The organism is Streptomyces sp. NPDC053432, assembly GCF_055585365.1.
Window position 1 is genome coordinate 114,512 of record NZ_JBVJKF010000004.1, and the last position, 20,192, is coordinate 134,703.

Here is a 20,192-nt window from a genome sequence, read left to right on the forward strand (position 1 = left end):
GGATCCCTGCCTATCGGCTGTCCACTGCGGTCCGGCCATGGCGATCAATCCCGTTAAGGTGAACCACTTGGCTTCCTCCTCTCCCTATGAGGAGGGGGTTCCCACCCTCGCGGGTGGGATTTCCTGCTTCAGCACGGACCGCCCCGGCCGAGAGGAGGACTCCCGATGAGGTCTTACACCCGCTCCACAGGCAGAAACCGCCAGCCCGGCGGCCAAGAGATTGATCGCCGCGTTCTCGTCCCTGTCGTGAGTCGTCCCGCAGTTCTCACACGTCCACTCTCGGATGCTCAGAGACATCCCGTCGACTGTGACGCCGCAGGCAGAGCAGAGGCGTGTGCTGGGGAACCAACGGCCGACGGCGATCAGCTCGCGGCCGTACCAGGACGTCTTGTACTCCAGCATGCGCCGCAGCTCGCGCCAGGCCGCGTCCGTGATGGCGCGGGCCAGTTTGCGGTTCTTCATCATGTTGCGGACGGTCAGATCCTCGATCACGAGCGTTTGGTTTTCGCGCACGAGTCGAGTCGTCAGTTTGTGCAGGTGATCCCGTCGCCGGTCGGCGATCCGCGCGTGGATCCTGGCAATCCGGGCCCGGGCCTTGGCCCGGTTCTTGCTGCCCTTCTCCTTCCGGGACAGCGCCCGCTGGGCGCGCGCCAGGCGCTCCCGGTCCTTCCGTTCGTGCTTCGGGTTGGCGATCTTCTCCCCAGTGGAGAGGACAACCAGGGCCGTCAGCCCGGCGTCAATGCCCACCGCGTCCGCCGTGGCCGGCATCGGGGAGGGGATGTCCTCACACAGCAGGGACACGAACCAGCGCCCGGCACTGTCGCGGGACACAGTGACCGTGGTCGGTTTCACACCGGTGGGCAGCGGACGGGACCACACGATGGCCAGCGGCTCGGCCATCTTCGCCAGGGTCAGTCGGCCGCCTTTGTAGCCGAACGCGCTTCGTGTGTACTCGGCCGATGCCCGCGACTTCCGTCTCGACTTGAAGCGCGGATACTGCGAGCGCTTCCCCCAGAACCCCACGAACGCCGACTGCAAGTGTCTCAGCGCCTGCTGGAGCGGGACCGAGGACACCTCTGCGAGGTAGGCCAACTCCTCGGTCTTCTTCCAGCCGGTGAGCATCGTCGACGTCTGCCCATAACCCACCCGCTCCTGATTCGTCGACCAGGCCTCACCGCGGGCAGCGAGAGCCAGGTTGTAGACCTTCCGCACACACCCGAACGTCCGCGACAGCTCAGCCGCCTGCGCATCGGTCGGATAGAAGCGGTACTTGAACGCCCGCTTCACACAAGAAGTCCCCACGCCCCGGACGGTAGGGGCGGTCGAGATCCGAACACAAGCACAGGTCACTGCATCACGCGGCGGCATCACGCCGCCGCGCGGCTCCAAGCCATGGATGCGTTTCCTCCCCCGGCGGAAGCCGGCGATATCCACGCAAGGAGATTGGGATGAGCTCTCCCGCCCGCTTCGACCGCGGCCACACCGACGACCTGATGACCTTCCTGACGGCCAGTCCGTCGCCGTACCACGCCGTGGCCAATGCGGCCGAGCGGCTGGAGAAGGCAGGCTTCAGGCAGTTGTCGGAAACGGACGCCTGGGATGCCGGGTCCGGGGGCAAGTTCGTGCTCCGCGGCGGCGCGCTCATCGCCTGGTACGTCCCGGAGGGCGCGGACGCACACACCCCGTTCCGCATCATCGGCGCCCACACCGACTCCCCCAACCTGCGGGTCAAGCCGCTGCCGGACACGGGCTCCCAGGGCTGGCGGCAGGTCGCCGTCGAGATCTACGGCGGCACGCTGCTCAACACCTGGCTCGACCGGGACCTCGGCCTCGCCGGGCGGCTCACCCTGCACGACGGCACCGAACGCCTGGTCAACATCGACCGCGCGCTGCTGCGCGTCCCCCAACTCGCCGTGCACCTGGACCGGTCGGTGAACACCGACGGGCTCAAGCTCGACAAGCAGCGCCACATGCAGCCGATCTGGGGCCTCGGCGACGTCCGGGAAGGCGACCTGATCTCCTTCCTGGAGGAGGAAGAGGGCCTGGAGCAGGGCTCGGTGGCCGGCTGGGACCTGATGGTCCACTCCATCGAGCCGCCCTCCTACCTGGGCCGCGACCGCGAGCTGCTGGCCGGTCCGCGGATGGACAACCTGCTCTCCGTACACGCGGGCGTAGCGGCCCTGGCCGCGGTCGCCACGGCCGGCAAGCTAGACCACATCCCGGTCCTCGCCGCCTTCGACCACGAGGAGAACGGCTCCCAGTCGGACACCGGCGCGGACGGCCCGCTCCTCGGCAACGTGCTGGAACGTTCAGTCTTCGCACGCGGAGGCTCCTACGAGGACAAGGCCCGCGCCTTCGCCGGCACCATCTGCCTCTCCTCGGACACGGGCCACGCGGTCCACCCCAACTACGGTGAGCGGCACGACCCTTCGCACCACCCGCGCGCCAACGGCGGCCCCATCCTCAAGGTCAACGTGAACCAGCGCTACGCGACGGACGGCAGCGGCCGCGCGGTGTTCGCGAGCGCCTGCGAGCGGGCCGGAGTGCCGTGGCAGACCTTCGTCTCCAACAACTCGATGCCGTGCGGCACGACGATCGGCCCCATCACGGCCGCCCGCCACGGCATCCAGACCGTGGACATCGGCGTCGCGATCCTCTCGATGCACAGCGCCCGCGAACTGTGCGGCGCGGACGACCCGTACCTCCTGGCGAACGCCCTGGTGGCCTTCCTGGAGGCCTGACACCTCTGCCGGCGCACACGAAGACCCAGCCCCGAACTCCTCGTCCGGGGCGGGGTCTTCGCTTGCGCTCCTCCTGCTCCTACTGGTCGTCCATGCCCGCCAGTACCAGCGCCAGCCGGGCGGTCCCCTCGGCGGAGACCGTGACCGGGACGCCCCAGTCCTGCTGGTGGACGTGGCAGGCCGGGTACTCGTTGTCCGGGTCGTCGTCGCAGGACGCGGCCATCGCCGAGACGTGCAGGACGCCCTCGGCGACGTCCGGGTTCAGGGCGAGCTCCCGGAAGAGGTCGGTCCCGGGTCCCTCGCCGGCCGCCAGGAGTTCCGGCGGGGTCGAGGAGACCAGCAGGCGGGTCGACGGGCCGTAGCGGGTGTCCAGCTTCTGGCCGGTCGGGGCCTGGAAGACCACGTCGAGGCGGAGCGTGCCGGGGGCGACCTCGGTGGCGGCCCGCTGGGTGCGGTGGGCGACCGCGTCGACCCGTACGGCCTCCTCGGGGAGGCGGAGCCGGGTGAGCCGGTGCCGGGCGGACTCCACGACCACGATGTCGTCCCCGACGAGCACGGCGTCGCTGGGCTCGCGCAGGTCGGTGGCGAGGGTGGAGACCTCGCCGGTGGCGGGGTCGTAGCGGCGCAGGGCGTGGTTGTACGTGTCGCACACCGCGACCGAGCCGTCGGGCAGGGCCGTCACGCCGAGCGGGTGCTGGAGCAGGGCCTGGGCGGCGTCGCCGTCGCGGTGGCCGAAGTCGAACAGGCCGGTGCCGACGGCGGACTTGATGACGTAGCCGTCGCCCTCGCCGGCCGGCTCCACGTAGCGCAGGGCGCTGGTCTCGGAGTCGGCGATCCACAGCCGGTCCCCGGCGGCCGCGAGCCCGGACGGCTGCGCGAACCAGGCCTCGGCGGCGGGCCCGTCGTGCAGCCCCTCGTTGGTGGTGCCGGCGGCGACCTCGACGGTGCCCTCCGCCGGGTCCCAGGTCCACAGCTGGTGCACGCCCGCCATGGCGATCCACACCTTGCCCCGCCACCAGGCCACGTCCCACGGCGAGGACAGGTCCACCTCCAGGGCCGGCCCGGAGGTCGGGGACCCCTGCCACCACTGGCGCCCGGTGCCGGCGACGGTCTCGACGGCCCCGCTCTCCAGGTCCAGGACGCGCAGCGCGTGGTTGACGGTGTCGGCGACGACGACCCGCCCGTCGGGCAGGAGCGCAAGGCCCTGGGGCTCGCTGAAGGAGTCCCCGCCGAACCCGCGCTCGCCGCTGCCGATCCGCCGTACGACGCTCTCGCCGTCCGCGGCCAGCTCGACGAGCTGGTGCCGCGTCGAGTCCGAGACCAGGAAGGTGCCGCCGGGCAGGAGCAGCGCCTTGCCGGGGAAGCGCAGGTCGGTCGCGACGGGCTCGGGCGCCACGTACGGCCCGTCGCCGCGCCGCAGCGTCCCCTTGGCCTCGTGCTCGGCCTCCAGCTCCTCGACGAGCCGCGCGATGGCGTGCGCGTGCCCCTCGCCGGCGTGCTGGGCGACGATGTACCCCTCGGGGTCGATCACGACGAGCGTGGGCCAGGCGCGTACGGCGTACTGCTTCCAGGTGGCGAGCTCGGGGTCGTCCAGCACCGGGTGGTGCACCTCGTACCGCTCGACGGCGTCGACGACGGCGGCGTGCTCGGCCTCGTGCACGAACTTCGGCGAGTGCACGCCGATGATGACGAGGGTGTCGCGGTGCTTCTCCTCCAGCTCGCGCAGCTCGTCCAGGACGTGCAGGCAGTTGATGCAGCAGAACGTCCAAAAATCGATGATCACACACTTGCCTCGCAGGTCGGCGAGGGTGAGGTCCTTCCCTCCGGTGTTCAGCCAGCCGCCCTTGCCGATCAGCTCGGGGGCACGGAGACGGGCACGGCGGGGCGCGGGCGCGGGGGTGGGCGCCGGGGCGGCATCGTTCATGCTTCAAGCTTGCCATCCCGGTGTGAACGCCGGATAACCCGAGTACGACGGTGATCACGTCCGATAGCGTGCGTTCACGTGACAGCCACCACACCGCCGAGCAGGCGCATATTCGACGTCCTGAACGCCACCGCCGTCCAGAGCATTCCGCAGTTGGGCGAGCTGTACGAGGAGCCCAGCGAGCTGGTCCGGCGCAAGACCGTGGACCGGATCCGGGACGTGGCCCGTACGGTCATCGAGCGGTCCTCGCTGGTGTTCCTCGCCAGCGCCGGTGCCGACGGGAGCTGCGACGTGACCCCGCGGGGCGGACCGGCCGGGTTCGTGACCGTGCTGGACGAGTTCACCCTGGCCATCCCCGACGCCACCGGCAACAAGCGCATCGACAGCATCCGCAACATCGTGGAGACGGGGCGCGCGGGGGCGATCTTCATCGTCCCCGGCCGGACCAGCACCCTGCGCGTGAACGGCCGGGCCTGCGTCTCCGCCGACCCGGAGCTGCTGGAGCGGCTCACGCCCGTGGGCAAGCCGCCGCGCAGCGCGATCGTCCTGGGGGTCGAGGAGGTCTACCAGCACTGCCCGAAGGCGTTCCTGCGCAGCAATGCCTGGAAGCCCGAGCAGTGGGTGGCCCAGGACACCGTCCCCAGCTCCGCCGAGGTCACGCAGTCCCACCTCGACATGCCGGACGTGACCATCGAGGACATCCTGCAGAGCGAGCGCGAGTCGCTCCTCTACCGCTACGAGTAGTCGAAGAGCTTGCTGAGGCGGGGCAGGCGGGCGGTGGTCTCCTCCGTGTCGTCGAAGTCGAAGTCCCAGGACGGGTCCAGGGCCGGGTAGCTGATCGTGAAGGAGTCCGCGGGCAGTTCGCGGCCGGTGGCGGACTCGTAGGCGCTCCAGGCGATCGACAGGGCGTCCTCGTCCCACAGTTCCAGGCCTTCCGCCGCCGCCTCGCGGACCGCGGGGTGGCCGGCCAGCGAGTCCGGGTCGGCCAGGGCCGCCTCGAAGGCCGCCTGGCCCTGCGTGAGGAGCCAGCCGCGGAAGTAGTCGAACCCGTCGTCCGAGCAGCCGCCGTTGATGACGTAGGCCGCGGCCCACAGCGGCGCGCTGTAGGACTCGGAGAGGAGGTCCCACAGCACCTGCTGGGCCTCGGCTATCTCCGCCTCCGGGAACGCGGCGAGCAGCTCCGCGGCGCGCGCCGCCACCACATCCGGCTCCGGCTCCGCCTCCGCCCGCGCGCGGGCCGATTCGATCAGCTTCCAGAACGTCTGCTTGTCCATGGGAAAAGCCTGGCAGGCGGGTCTGACATCAGGGCGTGGTGGAGCCGAGGAAGGAGTGCAGGGATCCGGTGAGCGCCGCCACGAAGGCGTCCTGGACGTCGGGGGCGACGAGGTCCAGGGAGAGGTACGGGTTGAGGTCCTCCAGCTCGACGAGCAGCAGTTCGCCCGACGGGGCGCGGCAGGCGTCCACGCGCTGGATGCCGTGGGCGAGGGTGTTCCACTCGACGAAGGCCCGCGCGAAGTCCAGGTCCGCGGGGGTGGGCTCGTAGGGGACGAGTTCCCAGCGGCGGTCCGGGTCGGGGGCGTACAGGGCGTACTGGAAGGCGTCGTCGACGAAGTAGAAGGACACCTCGTAGGCGAAGTCGACGCGGGGCTGGATGAGGACCGATCCGGCGGGGCCCTGCGGGTCCCCGGTGAAGGTGAGGCCGATGGAGTCCGCGCCCTGCTTGGGCTTGACCGCGTAGACCGGGACCTGCGGCAGCTCGGACAGCCTGGCCGGGTCGTCGATCGTCGGGATGACCGGGTAGCCGGCGGCGGTGAGGTCGAGGAGGTACTCCTTGCCCGCCATGTCGGCGCGGCCGGTGAGCGGGTTGTAGACGCGGGTGCCGGCGGCGAGCGCGGCGGCGCGGAAGGAGTCGTAGGCCTGCTGGTGGTACAGGACCGGGCCGCTGTTGCGGACGATCACCGCGTCGAAGCCGAGGGGCGCGAGGGCCTGCGCGTCGGCCGGGTGGCACAGGGCGAGTTCGAAGCCGGCGGCCCGGAGGCGGGAGGTGAGGAATATGTCCTCGTCGCAGTAGCGGCGGCCGCGCGCCGGGTACGCCAGGTCGGTCACGTAGAGGAGAGGCATGCCCGCAACTTATCGCGGGCACTGATCAGCGCATGAAATACCTCGTACGGGACAAAATGCTGGCCATCGGGGACGACTACTGGATCGAGGACGAGGACGGGCGCCACGCGTTCCTCGTCGACGGAAAGGCGCTGCGGTTCCGGGACACGCTGGAGCTGAAGGACCCGGACGGCCTGATCCTGATCACCTTGCGGGAGAAGCTGCTCGGCTTCCGCGACACGATGACCCTGGAACGGGACGGGCGACGGCTCGCACGGATCCGGCGCAAACGGTGGTCGTTGCTGCGGGGCCACTTCCTGGTGACCCTGATCGAGGGCACGGAACTCGACGTCAGCGGGCGGATCCTGGAGCGCGAGTTCAAGATCGAGTACGAGGGGGAGCTGCTCGCGCTGGTCTCGCGGCAGTGGTACCGGATCCGGGAGACCTACGCGGTGGACGTGGTCCGGGAGGACGCGGACGCGGCGCTGCTGGTGGCGGTGGCGGTGTGCGTGATCCGCATGGCGGAGGCGGAACGGTAGGGGGCCGACAGCCCGTGTTCCTCGTTGTACCGCGCGATGTCTCCCTGCTGCCCGGCGGCACTGAGCGCCGTGGACCCGAAGAGGAGGTTGACGGCCAGCACTATCCCGGAAGCGACCCTGTACCGGTTGCCGGGCCGGGAGCCGTTCCGCTCGATCAGGGTGGGCAGCGCGCCGAGCGCCCCGATCCCGGCGAAGCCCGCACCCACGTACGCCTTCCAGAGGGTGTCCGCTTCCGCGCTGAGGTAGAACCCTAAACAGACCACGGGCAGCACGGCGCAGATGCCCAGCCGAACACCGTGGCGCACGCGTTCCCGTGCGGGCAGCGGCGGCGCCGCCCGGACGGGTGGCCGGGCCGGGCCCGGCAGGTGGCGGGTCGGCGCGGGCTGCGGTGGCTGCGGCGGCTGCGTCGGCTGTGGCTGCGGCGCCTGGTCGGACGTCCCAGGGGCCTGAGGCCGTGCGGCGGCGGCCCCGGCCGCCGCCCGCAGGGCAGTGCGCATCGCCGCCGCGTTCGGGTAGCGGTCCTCCGGGCGCTTCGCCAGCGCGCGGGCCAGGAGGGCCTCCAGCCCCGGCAGGCCCGGGAGCCCGCAGGAGGCCAGTGTCGGCGGCGGGTCGTTCACGTGCCGTACGGCGATCGCGAACACGTCCGCCCCGCCGAAGGGGGGCCGTCCCGTCAGCATCTCGAAGAGCAGCACGCCGACGGCGTAGAGGTCCGACCGCCCGTCGAGGGGCAGGCCCCTCGCCTGTTCCGGGGACATGTAGTGTGCCGTTCCGACCATCATCCCGGTGCCCGTCAGCGCGGTCCCGGCACCGGCCGCGGCGATCGCCCGGACGATCCCGAAGTCCGCGACCTTCGTGATGCCGCCCTCGGCCAGCAGCACGTTCGACGGTTTGATGTCGCGGTGTACGAGATTCCGCTCGTGGCTGGCTCCCAGCGCGTTCAGGACCTGGTCCGCCACGTCCAGCGCGGCCGGCACCGGGAGCGCGCCGCCCGTGCGGAGCCGGTCCGCGAGGGAGGGCCCCGTCACCAGCTCCATCACGAAGTACGGCACCGGCGGCCCGTCGGGGCGCGGTTCCTCGCCGGTGTCGTGCACGGTCACCACGTTCGGGTTCGCGAGTTTGGCCATCGCCTGGGCCTCCCGCCGGAACCGCTCCGGGAGGCCCGGCTCGACGGCGAGCCCGGGCAGCATCGTCTTGATCGCCACCGGTCGCGCGAGCTTCAGGTCGTAGGCCTTGTAGACCTGCGCCATTCCGCCTTCGCCGAGTGACCCGTCGATGCGGTACCGGCCGCCGGCCAGGGTCTCGCCCTGCGTGAACACGTCCCCCATGCGAGAGATCGTAGGAGCAACCCGGCACCGCCATAAGGCCGCTGGGGAATCTAGCGCGGCGCCCGCAGCCCCAGCATGCGGTCCTTCAGGGCCGGGAACTGCTCGCGGGTCTCCTCGACCTTGGCCGGGTCGAGGTCCACGGTGAGGACGTCCTCGCCGGGGCCCGCCTCGGCCAGGACCTCGCCCCACGGGTCCACGACCAGGCTGTGCCCGGCCTGCTCGACGCCCGCGTGGGTGCCGGCCAGGCCGCAGGCCAGGACGTACGACTGGTCCTCGACGGCGCGCGCCCGGTTGAGCAGCGTCCAGTGGGTCCTGCGGCGCGCGGGCCAGCCGGCCGCGACGACCATCGTGGTCGCTCCGGCGTCGACGAGGCCGCGGAACAGCTCCGGGAAGCGCAGGTCGTAGCAGGTGGCGATGCCGAGGGTCTGTTCCGGCAGCCGCACCGTGGTGAGGGAGTCGCCCGGGGTCATCATCACCGCCTCGCCCTGGTCGAAGCCGAACCGGTGGATCTTGCGGTAGGTGGCGGCCAGCTCGCCCTCCGGGGAGACCACGAGGGCGGTGTTGTGGAGCGAGCCGTCGCCGGCGCGCTCCACGACCGACCCCGCGTGCAGCCAGACCCCCGCGTCGCGGGCGGCCTTGGACATGACCTCGAAGGTGGGGCCGTCGAGGGGTTCGGCCTCGGTCTCGAAGAGTTCGTACGCGAACGCGCCGACCGTCCACAGTTCGGGCAGGACGACAAGATCGGAACCGGACTGTTCCCGTACGAGATCGGCCACTCGGGCACGTCGGGAAGACACCGACTCGCCCTCGTTCACTGCGATTTGGATCAGCGAGGCGCGCACATTACCACCGTCCTGGCGTTCAAGCCGTCAACTCGGGCCTACGATCGTCACACGAAAGCACTGCCGGGGTGCTCACAGGCAGCGTAGTTTTGGATGGCGAGCCACTGCTTCCGAACGCGCCACTGAACAGCACCGCGAGGGGTCCCGTTGACCGTCCATCCGCATCCCAGCCTCCAGCCCTATGCCGAAGCGTGGACGCACTCCATCGAGGCGATATCCGAGCTGGTCCTCCCGCTGACGGAGGGCGAGTGGAACCGTGCGACGCCGTGCCCGGGCTGGTCGGTCCGTGACGTCGTGTCACACATCATCGGCATCGAATGCGAGCAGCTCGGGGACCCGAGGCCGATCCACACCGTCGCACGGGACCTGCGGCACGTCGTGGACGAGTTCAGCCGGTACATGGAGGTGCAGGTCGACGTACGCCGTCACCACACCGCCCCGGAGATGACCTCGGAGCTGGAGTACACCGTCATCCGCCGCGCGCGCCAGCTGCGCAACGAGAAGCGGGATCCGGACACGATGGTGCGCGGTCCGCTGGGGGACCAGGTGACGCTGGAGCACGCGCTGCGGCTGCGCGCGTTCGACGTGTGGATCCACGAGCAGGACCTGCGGGCGGCGCTGGGCGTGCCGGGGAACTGGGACTCGCCGGGCGCGTACGTGGCCCGGGACATCCTCCTCGCGGGCCTGCCGAAGGTGGTCGCGAAGCTGGCGGGGGCGCCGGCGCACTCCGCGGTGGTCATCGACGTCCACGGCCCGCTGGAGTTCATGCGGACGGTGCGGGTGGACGCGGAGGGCCGCGGGACCCTCGACAAGTCCCCGTCGCTGGGGCCGGCGGTCACGCTCGCCATGGACTGGGAGACGTACGTCCGCCTCGCGGCGGGCCGCGTGCGGCCGCGGGCGGTCGCGGACCGGGTGAAGGTGGAGGGCGACCCGGACCTGGCGGAGGCGATCCTGGCGAACTTCGCCGTGACGCCGTGACGCCGACGCCTTGACGCCCTGACGCCGGCGCCGTGACTCCGTAACGCCGTAGGGATGCTCAGCGCGCGGCGGCGGCCCGGGCGGCCGCCGCCCGGCGGAACTCCCCCGGTGTGACCCCGTACGCCTCCCGGAACGCACGGCCGAAGGACGCCGCGTTCGGGAAGCACCAGCGGGCGGCGAGTTCGTGGACCGGGCGGGTCGCCAGCTCGGGGCGGGCCAGGTCGGTGCGGCAGCGGGCCAGGCGGCGGCGACGGACGGACGCCGCCACGGTCTCCCCGTCCTCCGCGCGGAACAGCGCGTGCAGACCCCGTAGGGAGATGCTGTGCGCGGCGGCGATCATGGCGGGGGTGAGCCGCGGGTCCCCGAGGTGGCGGTCGATGAAGGCGTCGATCCGTTCGCGCAGGGCGCGGGCGCGGGTCTCGGCGGGGAGCTCCCCGTAGGCGTCGAGGCGGTGCGCGAAGCACGCGGCGGCCAGGTCGGCCGCCGCCGCGCCCAGGTCGCTCAGCTCCGGCGGCGTGCAGGCGGAGGCGTGCCGGGCGAGCGAGGCGACGAACCGGGCCAGGACCGCCGCCGTGCCGCTGTCCGCGCCGATCCGCCGGCCGAGGAGCCGGTCGACCCGGCCGGGCCGCAGCGGCAGCACGTCCTTCGGCAGGTGGACGATGATCGAGCGGCTCGGGCCGTGCCCGGGGTGGGCGATGGTCTCCTGGGGCCGCGAGGTGTCCCAGAGGATCATGTCGCCGACGCCGAACTCCTCGTCGCCGCCGTGGTGGGACATCCACCACCGGCCCCCGGTGATCAGGGCCAGCTGGTACTGCTCCGGGTCTCCGCGCCGGATCAGGGCGGGCGTGCGGCGTGAGCGCAGGGGCGAGTGCGAGAACGTCGACAGCCGCGTCGCGCCGAGGGCGAGCGTCGACGCCTCCGCGTGGAAGTCGGCGTGGCGCTCGCTGACGATGGCGGTCGGGAGCAGCGCGGAGGCGACGACGTCGCTGAACCACTCGAACCGCTCCGCCACCGGCACCGCGGCGGCGGAGGCCCTGGTCCACATCCGGCATCCCCCTCGGCCTACGGGGACCCCTTCGCCGAGGTCTCCGGAACAGGACACGCGCGCGGGATCGGTTCCGGTTGCGGGTGGGGCCCGGATCCCTGGGGGGCCTGGGGGGCCGAAGGCGCGGGGATCGTGACGCGGGGCCGGGCCGTCTCCCGGACTGTCTCCCGGGCCGTCTCCCGGGCCAGGGCCCGGCCGCGCAGCCGCAGGATCTGGGTGATGCCCAGCGCCTGCAGCACGAACACCGTCGAGAAGGCGATGCGGTAGTCGTCCCCGGTGGCGTCGAGCAGGATCCCCACCGCCAGCAGCGTCGTCATGGAGCCGATGAAACCGCCCATGTTGGTGATTCCGGAGGCCGTGCCCTGACGCTCCGGCGGATTGGCCGGGCGTGCGAAGTCGAAGCCGATCATCGAGGCCGGCCCGCATCCCCCCAGCACCAGGCACAGCGTGACCAGCAGCCACATCGGCGCCCGGTCCCCCGGGTAGGCCAGGACCGAACCCCACAGCAGCGCGGTCACCCCGACGGTGCCCAGCGCGAGCGGGAGCCGCGAGGACTGGCGGCGGCCGATGATCTGGCCGTAGACCAGCCCCAGTGCCATGTTCGAGGCGACGACCAGCGTCAACAGCCCGCCGGCGGTGGTCCGCGACAGACCCTGCGCCGCCACCAGGAACGGCATGCCCCACAGCAGCAGGAACACCATCGCCGGGAACTGGGTCGTGAAGTGCACCCACAGCCCGAGCCGGGTGCCGGGTTCGCTCCAGGACTCCTTGATCTGGCGGCGTACGAAGCCGCCCCCGGCCCGCGCCGCGACCGCGGGCGGCTCGTGCCCCTCGGGGTTGTCCCGCAGGAACAGCACCAACGGCACCAGGACCACCAGCCCCGCCGCCGCGCTCCCCGCGAAGGCAGCCGTCCAGCCGACCCCGTGCAGGACGGGCGCGAGGACGAGGGTGGAGACGAGGTTGCCCGCCATGCCGACCAGTCCCGCGAGCTGCGCCATCAGCGGACCGCGCCGGGCCGGGAACCAGCGGGTGCCGAGCCGCAGCACGGAGATGAAGGTCAACGCGTCGCCGCAGCCCAGCAGCGCGCGGGCGGCGAGCGCCATCCCGTACGAGGGCGAGAGCGCGAAGCCGAGCTGCCCGGCGGTGAAGAGCGCCACGCCCAGCGTCAGCACCTTCTTGGTGCCGAGCCGGTCCACCATCAGGCCGACGGGGACCTGCATGCCCGCGTAGACGAGCAGCTGGAGGAGGGAGAACGTGGCGAGGGCGGAGGCGCTCACGTGGAAGCGGTCCACCGCTTCGAGGCCGGCCACGCCCAGGCTGGTACGGAAGATCACCGCGACGAAGTAGACGGCGACGCCGATGCACCAGACGGCGACGGCCCTGCCCCCGCCCGGCGGGTCCTCGGGCAGCGCGCTCACCGGCCCTGCCCCCGCACCAGCGCCTCGACCCGCCCGATGTGCCCGCGCACGGCCGCCGCGGCCGTGTCCGCGTCCCCGGCGCGCAGCGCGTCGAGGATCTCGGTGTGCTCGGCGAGCGTCCGCTCCACCCGCTCGGGGTGGGCGTGCAGCACGGCGACGCCCATCCGCAGCTGCCGGTCGCGGAGCTGGTCGTAGAGCCGGCCCAGGATCTGGTTGCCGGTGGCGGCCACGATCTCGGCGTGGAAGGCGCGGTCGGTGGCCGTCATCGCGGGGAGGTCGCCCGCGGCGGCGTACCGGCCCTGCTCCTCGATCAGCCCGGCGAGCCGGTCCAGCAGGCCGGGCGGCGCCGGGACGGCCCTGCGTACGGTGAACTCCTCGATCAGCAGCCGGGTTTCGAGGACGTCGTTGATCTCCTGCGCGGAGACGGGCAGGACCAGCGCGCCCTTCTTCGGGTACAGCTTCAGCAGCCCCTCGGTCTCCAGGCGCAGCAGCGCCTCGCGCACAGGGGTGCGGGACACCCCCACGGCCTCGGCGACTTCGCCCTCGGTGAGGAGGGTGCCGCCTTCGTAGCGGCGGTCGAGCACGCCCCGCTTGACGTGCCGGTAGACGCGTTCGGCGGCGGTCGCGGGAACGGTGGCGGTCGCGGGAACGGTGGCGGTGGCGGCACTCGTGACCGTGGCGGCTGGCATGCGCACAGCATAGATACAACAGGGGTGCAAGCCCGGCGCCGTCCAGGATGCGAACTCCGCCCGCCCGGCGCTGCATCGAAGGGTGTACGGAGGCTTCGTCCACCGGCAGGACGTACCGGGGCTCCCCCGCCGGGAACCTGAAGTCATGGCCGACACACTCCTCGCCGGCGCGGACCGCACGACGGCCGCCCGGCTGCCGCTCCTCGACGTCCTGCGCGGCGCCGCCGTCCTCGGCACGCTCATGACCAACGTCTGGATCTTCGCCTCTCCCGGCTCGGAGTGGAGCGTCCTCCAGGGCGGGCTCACCTCGCCCGACCCGGTCGCCGACCCCTCCGCCGCCACCGTCGCGGAGAGCGTCTTCCGCTTCCTGGCCGACGGCAAGTTCCTGTCGCTGCTCACGATCCTGTTCGGGGTGGGCCTGGCCATCCAGTACGACTCCGCCGCCCGGCGCGGCGAGCCCTGGCCGGGGCGGTACCCGCGCCGGGCCGCCTTCCTCTTCCTGGAGGGCACAGTCCACTTCCTGCTCGTCTTCGCCTGGGACGTCCTGATGGGGTACGCCGTCACCGCGCTCCTCGTCGCCTGGCTCCTGGCCCGCTCGGAGCGCGTGCGGCGGGCCGCCCTGTGGACGGCCGCCGGGGTGCACCTGACGCTGGTCGGGCTGGTGACGCTGGGGTCCCTGGCCGAGCCGGACGACCGCCCGCAGGCCCCCGGCCCCGAGGCCGTGCGGCTCTACGCCCACGGCGGCTGGGCCGACCAGATCGGCTTCCGGCTCGACCACTTCGCCGCCCTGCGGATCGAGCCCGTCTTCTCCTTCGGGCTGCTCGTCTCCCTCTTCCTCATCGGGGTGCGGCTGCACCGCGCCGGCGCGTTCAACCCGGCCGCCGCCGGGCGGGCGATCCGCGTCCGGATGGCCGCCTGGGGGCTGGGCCTGGGGCTGCCGCTGGGCGCGGCCGCGGCCCTCGGCGGCCAGGACTTCTTCGTGCTGGGCCGCTACGGCATCGCACCGCTGATCGCGGTGGGGTACATCGGCCTTGTCGGCACCGCCCTCGACCGTTTCGCGGTGCCCGGCGCCAAGGCGCTCGGCTCCGTCGGGCGCACCGCCCTGTCCTGCTACGTCGCCCAGAACCTGCTCTGCATGCTGCTCTGCTACGGCATCGGCCTGGGCCTGGCCGAACGCCTCGGCGGCAGCGGCCCCTGGTGGGTGATGGGCCTGTGGGCGGCGGTGTCCCTCGCGCTGGCCGCCGGGTCGGGGCTGTGGCTGCGCCGCTTCGAGCGGGGCCCGCTGGAATCCGTACAGGGGTGGGCGCTCAGGAGGCGGTGACCTCCACCTCCAGTACGAACTCGTCGTACGGGGCCTCCTGCGGGTACGGCGGCCGGACCTGCGCGAAGCGGATCCGGGCCCGCCCGCCCGGGCAGCGGCCGCGGACCAGGTACGTCCGCTCCAGCGCGGCCCCCGGCAGGGCCCGCGCCGGGGCGGGCCCTGCTTCGGTCACCGAGACGGCGTCCTCGTCGCCGGTGACCTGCCAGATCCACACGTACCCGCGCGCCCCGCGCCCGGCGAGCCTCAGCTCGTACGACTCGCCGACGGCGAGGGCCACCTCGCGTACCTCCACCCGCTCGACCTCCCGGCTCCGGCCCAGGGCCTCAGACGGGGCCGATCACCGGCCCCTCGTGCCAGCCCGCGCCGTCGCGCCACCAGTGCTGGAGGGTGCGGTCGGTGCGCAGCACGATCACCTCCAGGTTGAACCCGAAGCTGCCCTGGAGCATCCCGGTGACCGAGGCGACGTCGTGCCCGAAGACGGCGCTGCGGGTCCAGGCGGACCCGGAGGCGTTCCCCCGCCACCAGTGCTCGACTCGCCCGCCGGCGACGGCCACGCACAGCTCGTAGTTCCCGGCGGTGTCCTCGTCGGCGGCCCCGTACTGGGCCTCGATCAGGCAGGGCGCGGAGACGGCCCCCGATCCGAACACTTCGCCGGCCCGCCAGGCGAAGCCGTTCGGGTCGTCGCGCCACCACAGCTGCATCCGGCCGTCGGTGCGGGCGGCGACCAGGTCGAGGTGGCGGCTGCGGGTCTGGACGAGCGCGGGGCCGTAGTGGGCGATGCCGGAGGCGAAGCGGCCGCCGTCGTTCCATGTCCACGGGGCGCCGTTGATCCGCCACCAGTGGCCCAGGCGGCCGTCGGCGGTCCGGACGACCACCTCGAAGTTGCCCGGCTTGCCGTAGTCGCTCTGGATGAAGGCGGGGGTGGACCCGATCGCCGCGTCGCCCGGCCCGAAGGCGCCGCCGTCGCGCCAGACGCGGGCGGACTGCTCGTAGTACCAGTGGCGCAGCCGGCCGCCCGTGGTGACGTGCAGGGACTCCATGTTGCGGTTGTAGGTGGTGCCGGTGAAGGCGGGCTGGCCGGAGGCGTCGTTCGCGAAGACGCCCCCGCGGGCCCAGAGGAAGGGGGAGTCGCCGTCGCGCCACCAGTGCTGGAGGCGGTTGTCGGTCGTCGTCCCGAGCAGCTCGAAGTTGCGGTGGGCGCGGCCGTTGCCGCTCTCGTAGACGTTGCCGGAGTGCAGACGGCGCTTGGTCCAGGGGTCGATGTTGGTGCCGCGCAGGCCGCATTTGGCCCAGTGATCGATGTTGACCTCGCCGTAGGCGATCCGGCCGTAGCCGCCGACGTGGTAGCCGGTCCCCCAGGAGTTCTTGAACAGCCAGCAGCCGGCCGCGTCGTCGTAGCCGACGATCAGCACGCAGTGCCCGCCGGCCAGGTGGTCGCTGGTGCGGTGGTACACCCCCGCCCCCAGCGCGAAGAAGTCGTCGTACACGTCGAAGCAGGCGGTGAGGGGGCCGACCGTGTCCAGCCAGACCTTCTGCTGCTCGACGTCCCCGAGGCGTACGTAGTCGGTGATCCGGACGGTCCGGCCCGAGCGGTCCCAGCTGGGCGTGTACTCGGCCCGCCAGGCGTCGCGGCGGGAGGCGGGCAGGCCGTCCGGCGGGACGCTGTACGGCCAGCAGTCCGGGTCGGCGAGCCCTCCGTTGTCCCTGACCCAGTCGAGCGCGGTCTCGGGATTGGAGCCCTGGCCACAGCTGAACCGCAGTCCGTCGTGGATGTCGCCCTCGGAGCGCTCGGCCCATACGCCGTGCTCGATGCGGGCCATCGACTCCACGAGGCCGGCCGCGCCGAAGGCCCAGCAGGAGCCGCAGGGGTTCTGGTCCTTGACCTTGGTGATCCACGGCCACCCCCAGCGGCTGCGCCAGTCGACGGCGGCGGGGCGGGCGGCGGCCGCCGTCGGGGCCCCGCCCGCGATCAGCCCGTGGGCGGCGCGGCGCCGGGTGAGGTGCGCGTTGCCGCTCGCGTGCCCGATCAGCCCCCGCAGATCGACCTCCCCCGCCTCCTCGGCGGTCGTCAGGTTCGCCCCCGGCTCCAGGCCGAGCGAAGGCCGCGGTACGGGCTCCTCGTCGGCCAGGTGCTCCGAGACCGACCACCGTGCCCCGCGCGCCGCGAGCCGCGCCCGCAGCTCCCCCGCCGTCTGGACGTGCTCCTCCGGCATGGCGCCCCCCACTGCAACCGTTCGAATGCCAGACCCGGGAGCGTCTCCCCGGGCGCGGGGAGCGTCAAGGGGGTCCGTACGGTCGCGCGGGGGCACGCGGGGGCACGTACGGTTCCGGTATGAACGGGGTACGCGAACAACGCCAGTTGGCCATGATCGAGCAGGTGCTGTCCCTCGGCGTGGAGGTCTGGCTGCGGGGCGGCTGGGCGATGGACTTCTGGCTCGGGGAGATCACGCGGCCCCACGAGGACGTGGACTGGTTCGCCTGGTCGCGGGACGCGGACCGGCTGACGGAACTCCTCACGGCACGCGGGTACGAGGTCCTGCGCACGGACGGCCAGCAGCTGGACCTCCTACGCGAGGGCGAGGAGCTGAGCTTCGCCCTCGTCGCCCGCGACACGGGCGGCCGCGTGGTGGTGGCGGGCGGCCCGTGGGCGGGGACGGCCTGGCCGGAGGGCATGCTCTCCGGCGAACCGGGCCGGCTGCACGGCATCACCTGCCCGGTGGTCTCACCCGAGGCGCAGATCGAGATCAAGCGCATGATGCCGGTCTGGGTCCCGGAACTCCGCAGACGCCCGAAGGACACCGAGGACGTGACCCGCCTGGAGGCCGCCCTGGCCGCGGCGGCGGCCCGCCCACGGCCCTGACCCGGGCCAGCGGCGTCAGGCGTCCAGGGAGATGCCGTTCTTGGCCCGGTCGACGGATTCCTCCGGGGCCGGGCCGCCCGGGTTCTCCGTGGCCAGGGCCTGGTTGGCGGTGACGAACGGGCGCATCCGGTGCTCGTACGCGGCGTACGCGGCGCGGTGGTCGTCCGGTGCCTGGGCGAGGCAGTCGGCCAGCACGTGCGCGCCCACCAGGGCCAGGCTGGTGCCCTGCCCCGAGAGCGGGGACGGGCAGTAGCCGGCGTCCCCGAGGAGGGTCACCCGGCCCTTCGACCACCGGTCCATGCGGATCTGGGCCATGGCGTCGCAGTAGAAGTCGGGGGCCTCGCGCGCGGCCCCGGCCAGCCGGGCGCCTTCCCAGCGCAGGGCCTCCAGCTTGCCGGCGACGAGCCGACGCAGGGCTCCCGGCTCGCGCGAAGCGTCGCCGAGCGGGCCGGACTCGAAGCCGAAGGCGACCCTGAGCTCGGTGTTGTCGCGCACGGGCATGATGCCGAAGCCCGCGTCGCCGTCGCGCAGCCACATCTGCCAGTCGTCCAGGCCCAGGAAGTTGTCCGCGGTGAACACCGAGAGGTAGCTGCCCAGGTGGTGCGTGAACGGCTCCTCGGGGCCGAAGGCGAGCCGCCGCACCGTGGAGTGGAGCCCGTCCGCCCCGACGACGAGGTCGAAGGTGCGGGAGGGGTGGCGGGCGAAGTCGACGCGCACGCCCGTCCCGTGCTCCTCCAGCGCGGTGACCGTGTCGCCGAAGAGGTACTCGACGTCCGCGCGGGTGTGCTCGTACACCATCCGCACCAGGTCCTCGCGCAGCAGCTCGATGTCCTCGCCGTCGAGCCGGCCGCTGCTGAAGGTGGCCTCGGTGGAGCGGTGGAGCTCGTTGCCCTCCGGGTCGAGGACCGACATGCCGCGCATCCGGGTCCGGACGGCCCTCGCCCGCTCCAGCAGGGCCATCCGGTCCACGACGTCGAGCGCGACGCCCCGGATGTCCACGGCCTGTCCGCCGGGGCGGGGGCCCTCGGCGCGTTCGACGACGGTGGGACGGAAGCCGCGGCGGTGCAGCCAGTGGGCGAGGACGGGACCGGCGATTCCGCCACCTGAGATGAGTACGGTCTGCATGGCATTCCCCTTCGGCGATCGGCGCTGCGTTTGCTGTTCGTACGGTGTACGCACAACTGACCGTACGGTGCACGCAGACCCCTCTCAACTGGCCGAATGCCGGTGCTGTACTAGCTCAGTCGGGGCATGGGGGCGGATCCTCGCTGGTACCCTCTGCACTAGTACAGGACAGGAAGGCGGGAGCGTGTGACGAAGGCCACACGGGACGGGGGCGGGGACGCCGGAGTCCCGCCGTACCTGCGCATCGTCGCCGAGATCCGCCGGCGCATCGCCGAGGGCGAGCTCGGCCCCGGCGACCCGGTCCCCTCCACCCGGCAGATCGCCCGTACCTGGGGGGTCGCGCTCGCCACCGCCACCAAGGCGCTGACCACCCTCCGCCTGGAGGGGCTCGTCGAGACCCGCCCCCGGACCGGCACGGTGGTCGCCGAAACCGCCGTCGCGCCCGCCGCCGCGCCCCGCAGGCGTCCGTCCCCGGCCCCCGGCACCGCTCCCGCTCCCGCCACCGCCGCGGACCCCGAGCGGGAGCTGAGCCTCGACCGGATCGTGCGCACCGCCATCGGGATCGCCGACGCCGAAGGGCTGCCCGCGCTCTCCATGCGCGGGATCGCGGCGCGGCTCGGGGTCGCGCCGATGTCGACGTACCGGTACGTGCCGAGCAAGGAGGACCTGGTCCTGCTCATGGCCGACGCGGCGTTCGGCGAGGAGTCCTACCCCGCCGACGCCCCCGCGGACTGGCGCTCCCGCATCGAACTGAGCGGCCGGACCCTGTGGCGCCTGTACCGCAGGCACCCGTGGCTCGCCCAACTCGGATCCCTCACCCGCCCGTTGCTCGTGCCGAACCTGATGGTCCACGGCGAGTGGGTGCTCGGCGCCCTCGACGGCCACGGCCTCGCCGCCGAGACGGTGTTCGACATCCACGTCCTGCTCTACAGCCACGTACAGGGCCTGGCGGTGCACCTGGAGTCGGAGGCGCAGGCGGAGGCCGCGACGGGCCAGTCGGAGGAGCAGTGGATGGACAGCCGCGCGGGCGCGCTCGGCGAGCTGGTGACGTCCGGCCGCTTCCCGGCCTTCGCCAAGGTCGTCGGCTCCTTCGAGGACGGCTACGACCTGCGGCTGGACCACCTCTTCGAGTTCGGCCTGCGGGCCCTCCTGGACGGCCTGACCCCCGTGATCGAGGGCGGGGGCGCCACCTTCCGCGGGCCAGCGGAACGGCGGGACCAGTAGGAGAAGCCGTGAGCCCCGGCCCCCGCGTGGTGCGCGGGGGCCGGGGCTCATGCACGGTCCG

At 72.6% G+C, this 20,192-nt stretch carries 19 protein-coding genes; 7 read left to right on the forward strand and 12 right to left on the reverse strand.

Features of this window, described 5'->3' with window-relative positions; genetic code table 11:
* Nucleotides 1-84: 84 nt before the first annotated feature.
* Nucleotides 85-1,434, reverse strand: a complete 1,350-nt coding sequence (locus tag ACZ6Y1_RS08830) for an RNA-guided endonuclease InsQ/TnpB family protein (RefSeq protein ID WP_469625119.1) — start codon at nucleotides 1,432-1,434, stop codon at nucleotides 85-87.
* Nucleotides 1,435-1,448: 14 nt separating this feature from the next.
* On the opposite strand from ACZ6Y1_RS08830, the gene ACZ6Y1_RS08835 reads away from it, so the two are divergent.
* On the forward strand, nucleotides 1,449-2,741 hold the full coding sequence (locus ACZ6Y1_RS08835) for a M18 family aminopeptidase (protein WP_469625121.1): 1,293 nt from the start codon (nucleotides 1,449-1,451) through the stop codon (nucleotides 2,739-2,741).
* Nucleotides 2,742-2,820: 79 nt separating this feature from the next.
* Here the strand turns inward: ACZ6Y1_RS08835 and ACZ6Y1_RS08840 are convergent, their stop codons facing one another.
* Nucleotides 2,821-4,665, reverse strand: coding sequence for an NHL domain-containing thioredoxin family protein (locus ACZ6Y1_RS08840; protein WP_469625124.1), 1,845 nt, complete (start codon nucleotides 4,663-4,665; stop codon nucleotides 2,821-2,823).
* A 78-nt stretch (nucleotides 4,666-4,743) separates the two neighbouring features.
* Between ACZ6Y1_RS08840 and ACZ6Y1_RS08845 the strand changes: the two genes are divergently transcribed.
* Nucleotides 4,744-5,409 carry an MSMEG_1061 family FMN-dependent PPOX-type flavoprotein gene (locus tag ACZ6Y1_RS08845; RefSeq protein ID WP_469625126.1) on the forward strand — a complete coding sequence of 222 codons (666 nt, stop codon included), beginning with the start codon at nucleotides 4,744-4,746 and terminating at the stop codon, nucleotides 5,407-5,409.
* On the opposite strand, the gene ACZ6Y1_RS08850 is transcribed toward ACZ6Y1_RS08845, so the two are convergent.
* Together ACZ6Y1_RS08850 and ACZ6Y1_RS08855 are read right to left on the reverse strand one after the other, a co-directional pair.
* Complete coding sequence (locus ACZ6Y1_RS08850) at nucleotides 5,400-5,939, reverse strand: DUF4240 domain-containing protein (RefSeq protein ID WP_469625129.1); 540 nt, start codon at nucleotides 5,937-5,939, stop codon at nucleotides 5,400-5,402. The genes ACZ6Y1_RS08845 and ACZ6Y1_RS08850 overlap by 10 nt on opposite strands.
* Nucleotides 5,940-5,967: 28 nt before the next feature.
* Nucleotides 5,968-6,786, reverse strand: coding sequence for an ATP-grasp domain-containing protein (locus ACZ6Y1_RS08855; protein WP_469625131.1), 819 nt, complete (start codon nucleotides 6,784-6,786; stop codon nucleotides 5,968-5,970).
* Nucleotides 6,787-6,818: 32 nt separating this feature from the next.
* On the opposite strand from ACZ6Y1_RS08855, the gene ACZ6Y1_RS08860 reads away from it, so the two are divergent.
* Nucleotides 6,819-7,304 carry an LURP-one-related/scramblase family protein gene (locus ACZ6Y1_RS08860; RefSeq protein ID WP_469625133.1) on the forward strand — a complete coding sequence of 162 codons (486 nt, stop codon included), beginning with the start codon at nucleotides 6,819-6,821 and terminating at the stop codon, nucleotides 7,302-7,304.
* Here the strand turns inward: ACZ6Y1_RS08860 and ACZ6Y1_RS08865 are convergent.
* Complete coding sequence (locus tag ACZ6Y1_RS08865; RefSeq protein ID WP_469625135.1) at nucleotides 7,211-8,629, reverse strand: protein kinase domain-containing protein; 1,419 nt, start codon at nucleotides 8,627-8,629, stop codon at nucleotides 7,211-7,213. The genes ACZ6Y1_RS08860 and ACZ6Y1_RS08865 overlap by 94 nt on opposite strands.
* Before the next feature lie 50 nt (nucleotides 8,630-8,679).
* Nucleotides 8,680-9,471, reverse strand: coding sequence for a carbon-nitrogen family hydrolase (locus tag ACZ6Y1_RS08870; protein ID WP_469625137.1), 792 nt, complete (start codon nucleotides 9,469-9,471; stop codon nucleotides 8,680-8,682).
* Nucleotides 9,472-9,618: 147 nt separating this feature from the next.
* Here ACZ6Y1_RS08870 and ACZ6Y1_RS08875 point away from each other — a divergent pair, with 147 nt between their 5' ends.
* A complete protein-coding gene (locus tag ACZ6Y1_RS08875; RefSeq protein ID WP_469625139.1) occupies nucleotides 9,619-10,449 on the forward strand; it encodes a maleylpyruvate isomerase family mycothiol-dependent enzyme in 831 nt (276 codons plus the stop codon).
* Between the two features lie 58 nt (nucleotides 10,450-10,507).
* Here the strand turns inward: ACZ6Y1_RS08875 and ACZ6Y1_RS08880 are convergent, their stop codons facing one another.
* The 3 genes from ACZ6Y1_RS08880 to ACZ6Y1_RS08890 are packed head-to-tail and all read right to left on the reverse strand — an operon-like array spanning nucleotide 10,508 to nucleotide 13,601.
* Complete coding sequence (locus ACZ6Y1_RS08880; protein WP_469625141.1) at nucleotides 10,508-11,494, reverse strand: AraC-like ligand-binding domain-containing protein; 987 nt, start codon at nucleotides 11,492-11,494, stop codon at nucleotides 10,508-10,510.
* 17 nt (nucleotides 11,495-11,511) lie between these two features.
* On the reverse strand, nucleotides 11,512-12,903 hold the full coding sequence (locus ACZ6Y1_RS08885) for an MFS transporter (protein WP_469625724.1): 1,392 nt from the start codon (nucleotides 12,901-12,903) through the stop codon (nucleotides 11,512-11,514).
* A 5-nt stretch (nucleotides 12,904-12,908) separates the two neighbouring features.
* On the reverse strand, nucleotides 12,909-13,601 hold the full coding sequence (locus ACZ6Y1_RS08890) for a GntR family transcriptional regulator (protein ID WP_469625143.1): 693 nt from the start codon (nucleotides 13,599-13,601) through the stop codon (nucleotides 12,909-12,911).
* 145 nt (nucleotides 13,602-13,746) lie between these two features.
* Between ACZ6Y1_RS08890 and ACZ6Y1_RS08895 the strand changes: the two genes are divergently transcribed.
* Nucleotides 13,747-14,922 carry a DUF418 domain-containing protein gene (locus ACZ6Y1_RS08895; RefSeq protein ID WP_469625145.1) on the forward strand — a complete coding sequence of 392 codons (1,176 nt, stop codon included), beginning with the start codon at nucleotides 13,747-13,749 and terminating at the stop codon, nucleotides 14,920-14,922.
* Here ACZ6Y1_RS08895 and ACZ6Y1_RS08900 read toward each other — a convergent pair.
* Together ACZ6Y1_RS08900 and ACZ6Y1_RS08905 are read right to left on the reverse strand one after the other, a co-directional pair.
* Nucleotides 14,909-15,214, reverse strand: coding sequence for a hypothetical protein (locus ACZ6Y1_RS08900; RefSeq protein ID WP_469625147.1), 306 nt, complete (start codon nucleotides 15,212-15,214; stop codon nucleotides 14,909-14,911). The two genes, ACZ6Y1_RS08895 and ACZ6Y1_RS08900, sit on opposite strands and share 14 nt — an antisense overlap.
* Before the next feature lie 31 nt (nucleotides 15,215-15,245).
* Nucleotides 15,246-17,135, reverse strand: a complete 1,890-nt coding sequence (locus tag ACZ6Y1_RS08905) for a C1 family peptidase (RefSeq protein ID WP_469625150.1) — start codon at nucleotides 17,133-17,135, stop codon at nucleotides 15,246-15,248.
* A gap of 119 nt (nucleotides 17,136-17,254) precedes the next feature.
* On the opposite strand from ACZ6Y1_RS08905, the gene ACZ6Y1_RS08910 reads away from it, so the two are divergent.
* Nucleotides 17,255-17,782 (forward strand): nucleotidyltransferase domain-containing protein, encoded by a 528-nt coding sequence (locus ACZ6Y1_RS08910; protein WP_469625152.1) that lies wholly within the window; start codon nucleotides 17,255-17,257, stop codon nucleotides 17,780-17,782.
* 15 nt (nucleotides 17,783-17,797) lie between these two features.
* Here the strand turns inward: ACZ6Y1_RS08910 and ACZ6Y1_RS08915 are convergent, their stop codons facing one another.
* Nucleotides 17,798-18,907 (reverse strand): FAD-dependent monooxygenase, encoded by a 1,110-nt coding sequence (locus ACZ6Y1_RS08915; RefSeq protein ID WP_469625155.1) that lies wholly within the window; start codon nucleotides 18,905-18,907, stop codon nucleotides 17,798-17,800.
* A gap of 186 nt (nucleotides 18,908-19,093) precedes the next feature.
* Here ACZ6Y1_RS08915 and ACZ6Y1_RS08920 point away from each other — a divergent pair, with 186 nt between their 5' ends.
* Nucleotides 19,094-20,131 (forward strand): TetR/AcrR family transcriptional regulator C-terminal domain-containing protein, encoded by a 1,038-nt coding sequence (locus ACZ6Y1_RS08920; RefSeq protein WP_469625157.1) that lies wholly within the window; start codon nucleotides 19,094-19,096, stop codon nucleotides 20,129-20,131.
* The last annotated feature ends 61 nt before the right edge of the window (nucleotides 20,132-20,192 follow it).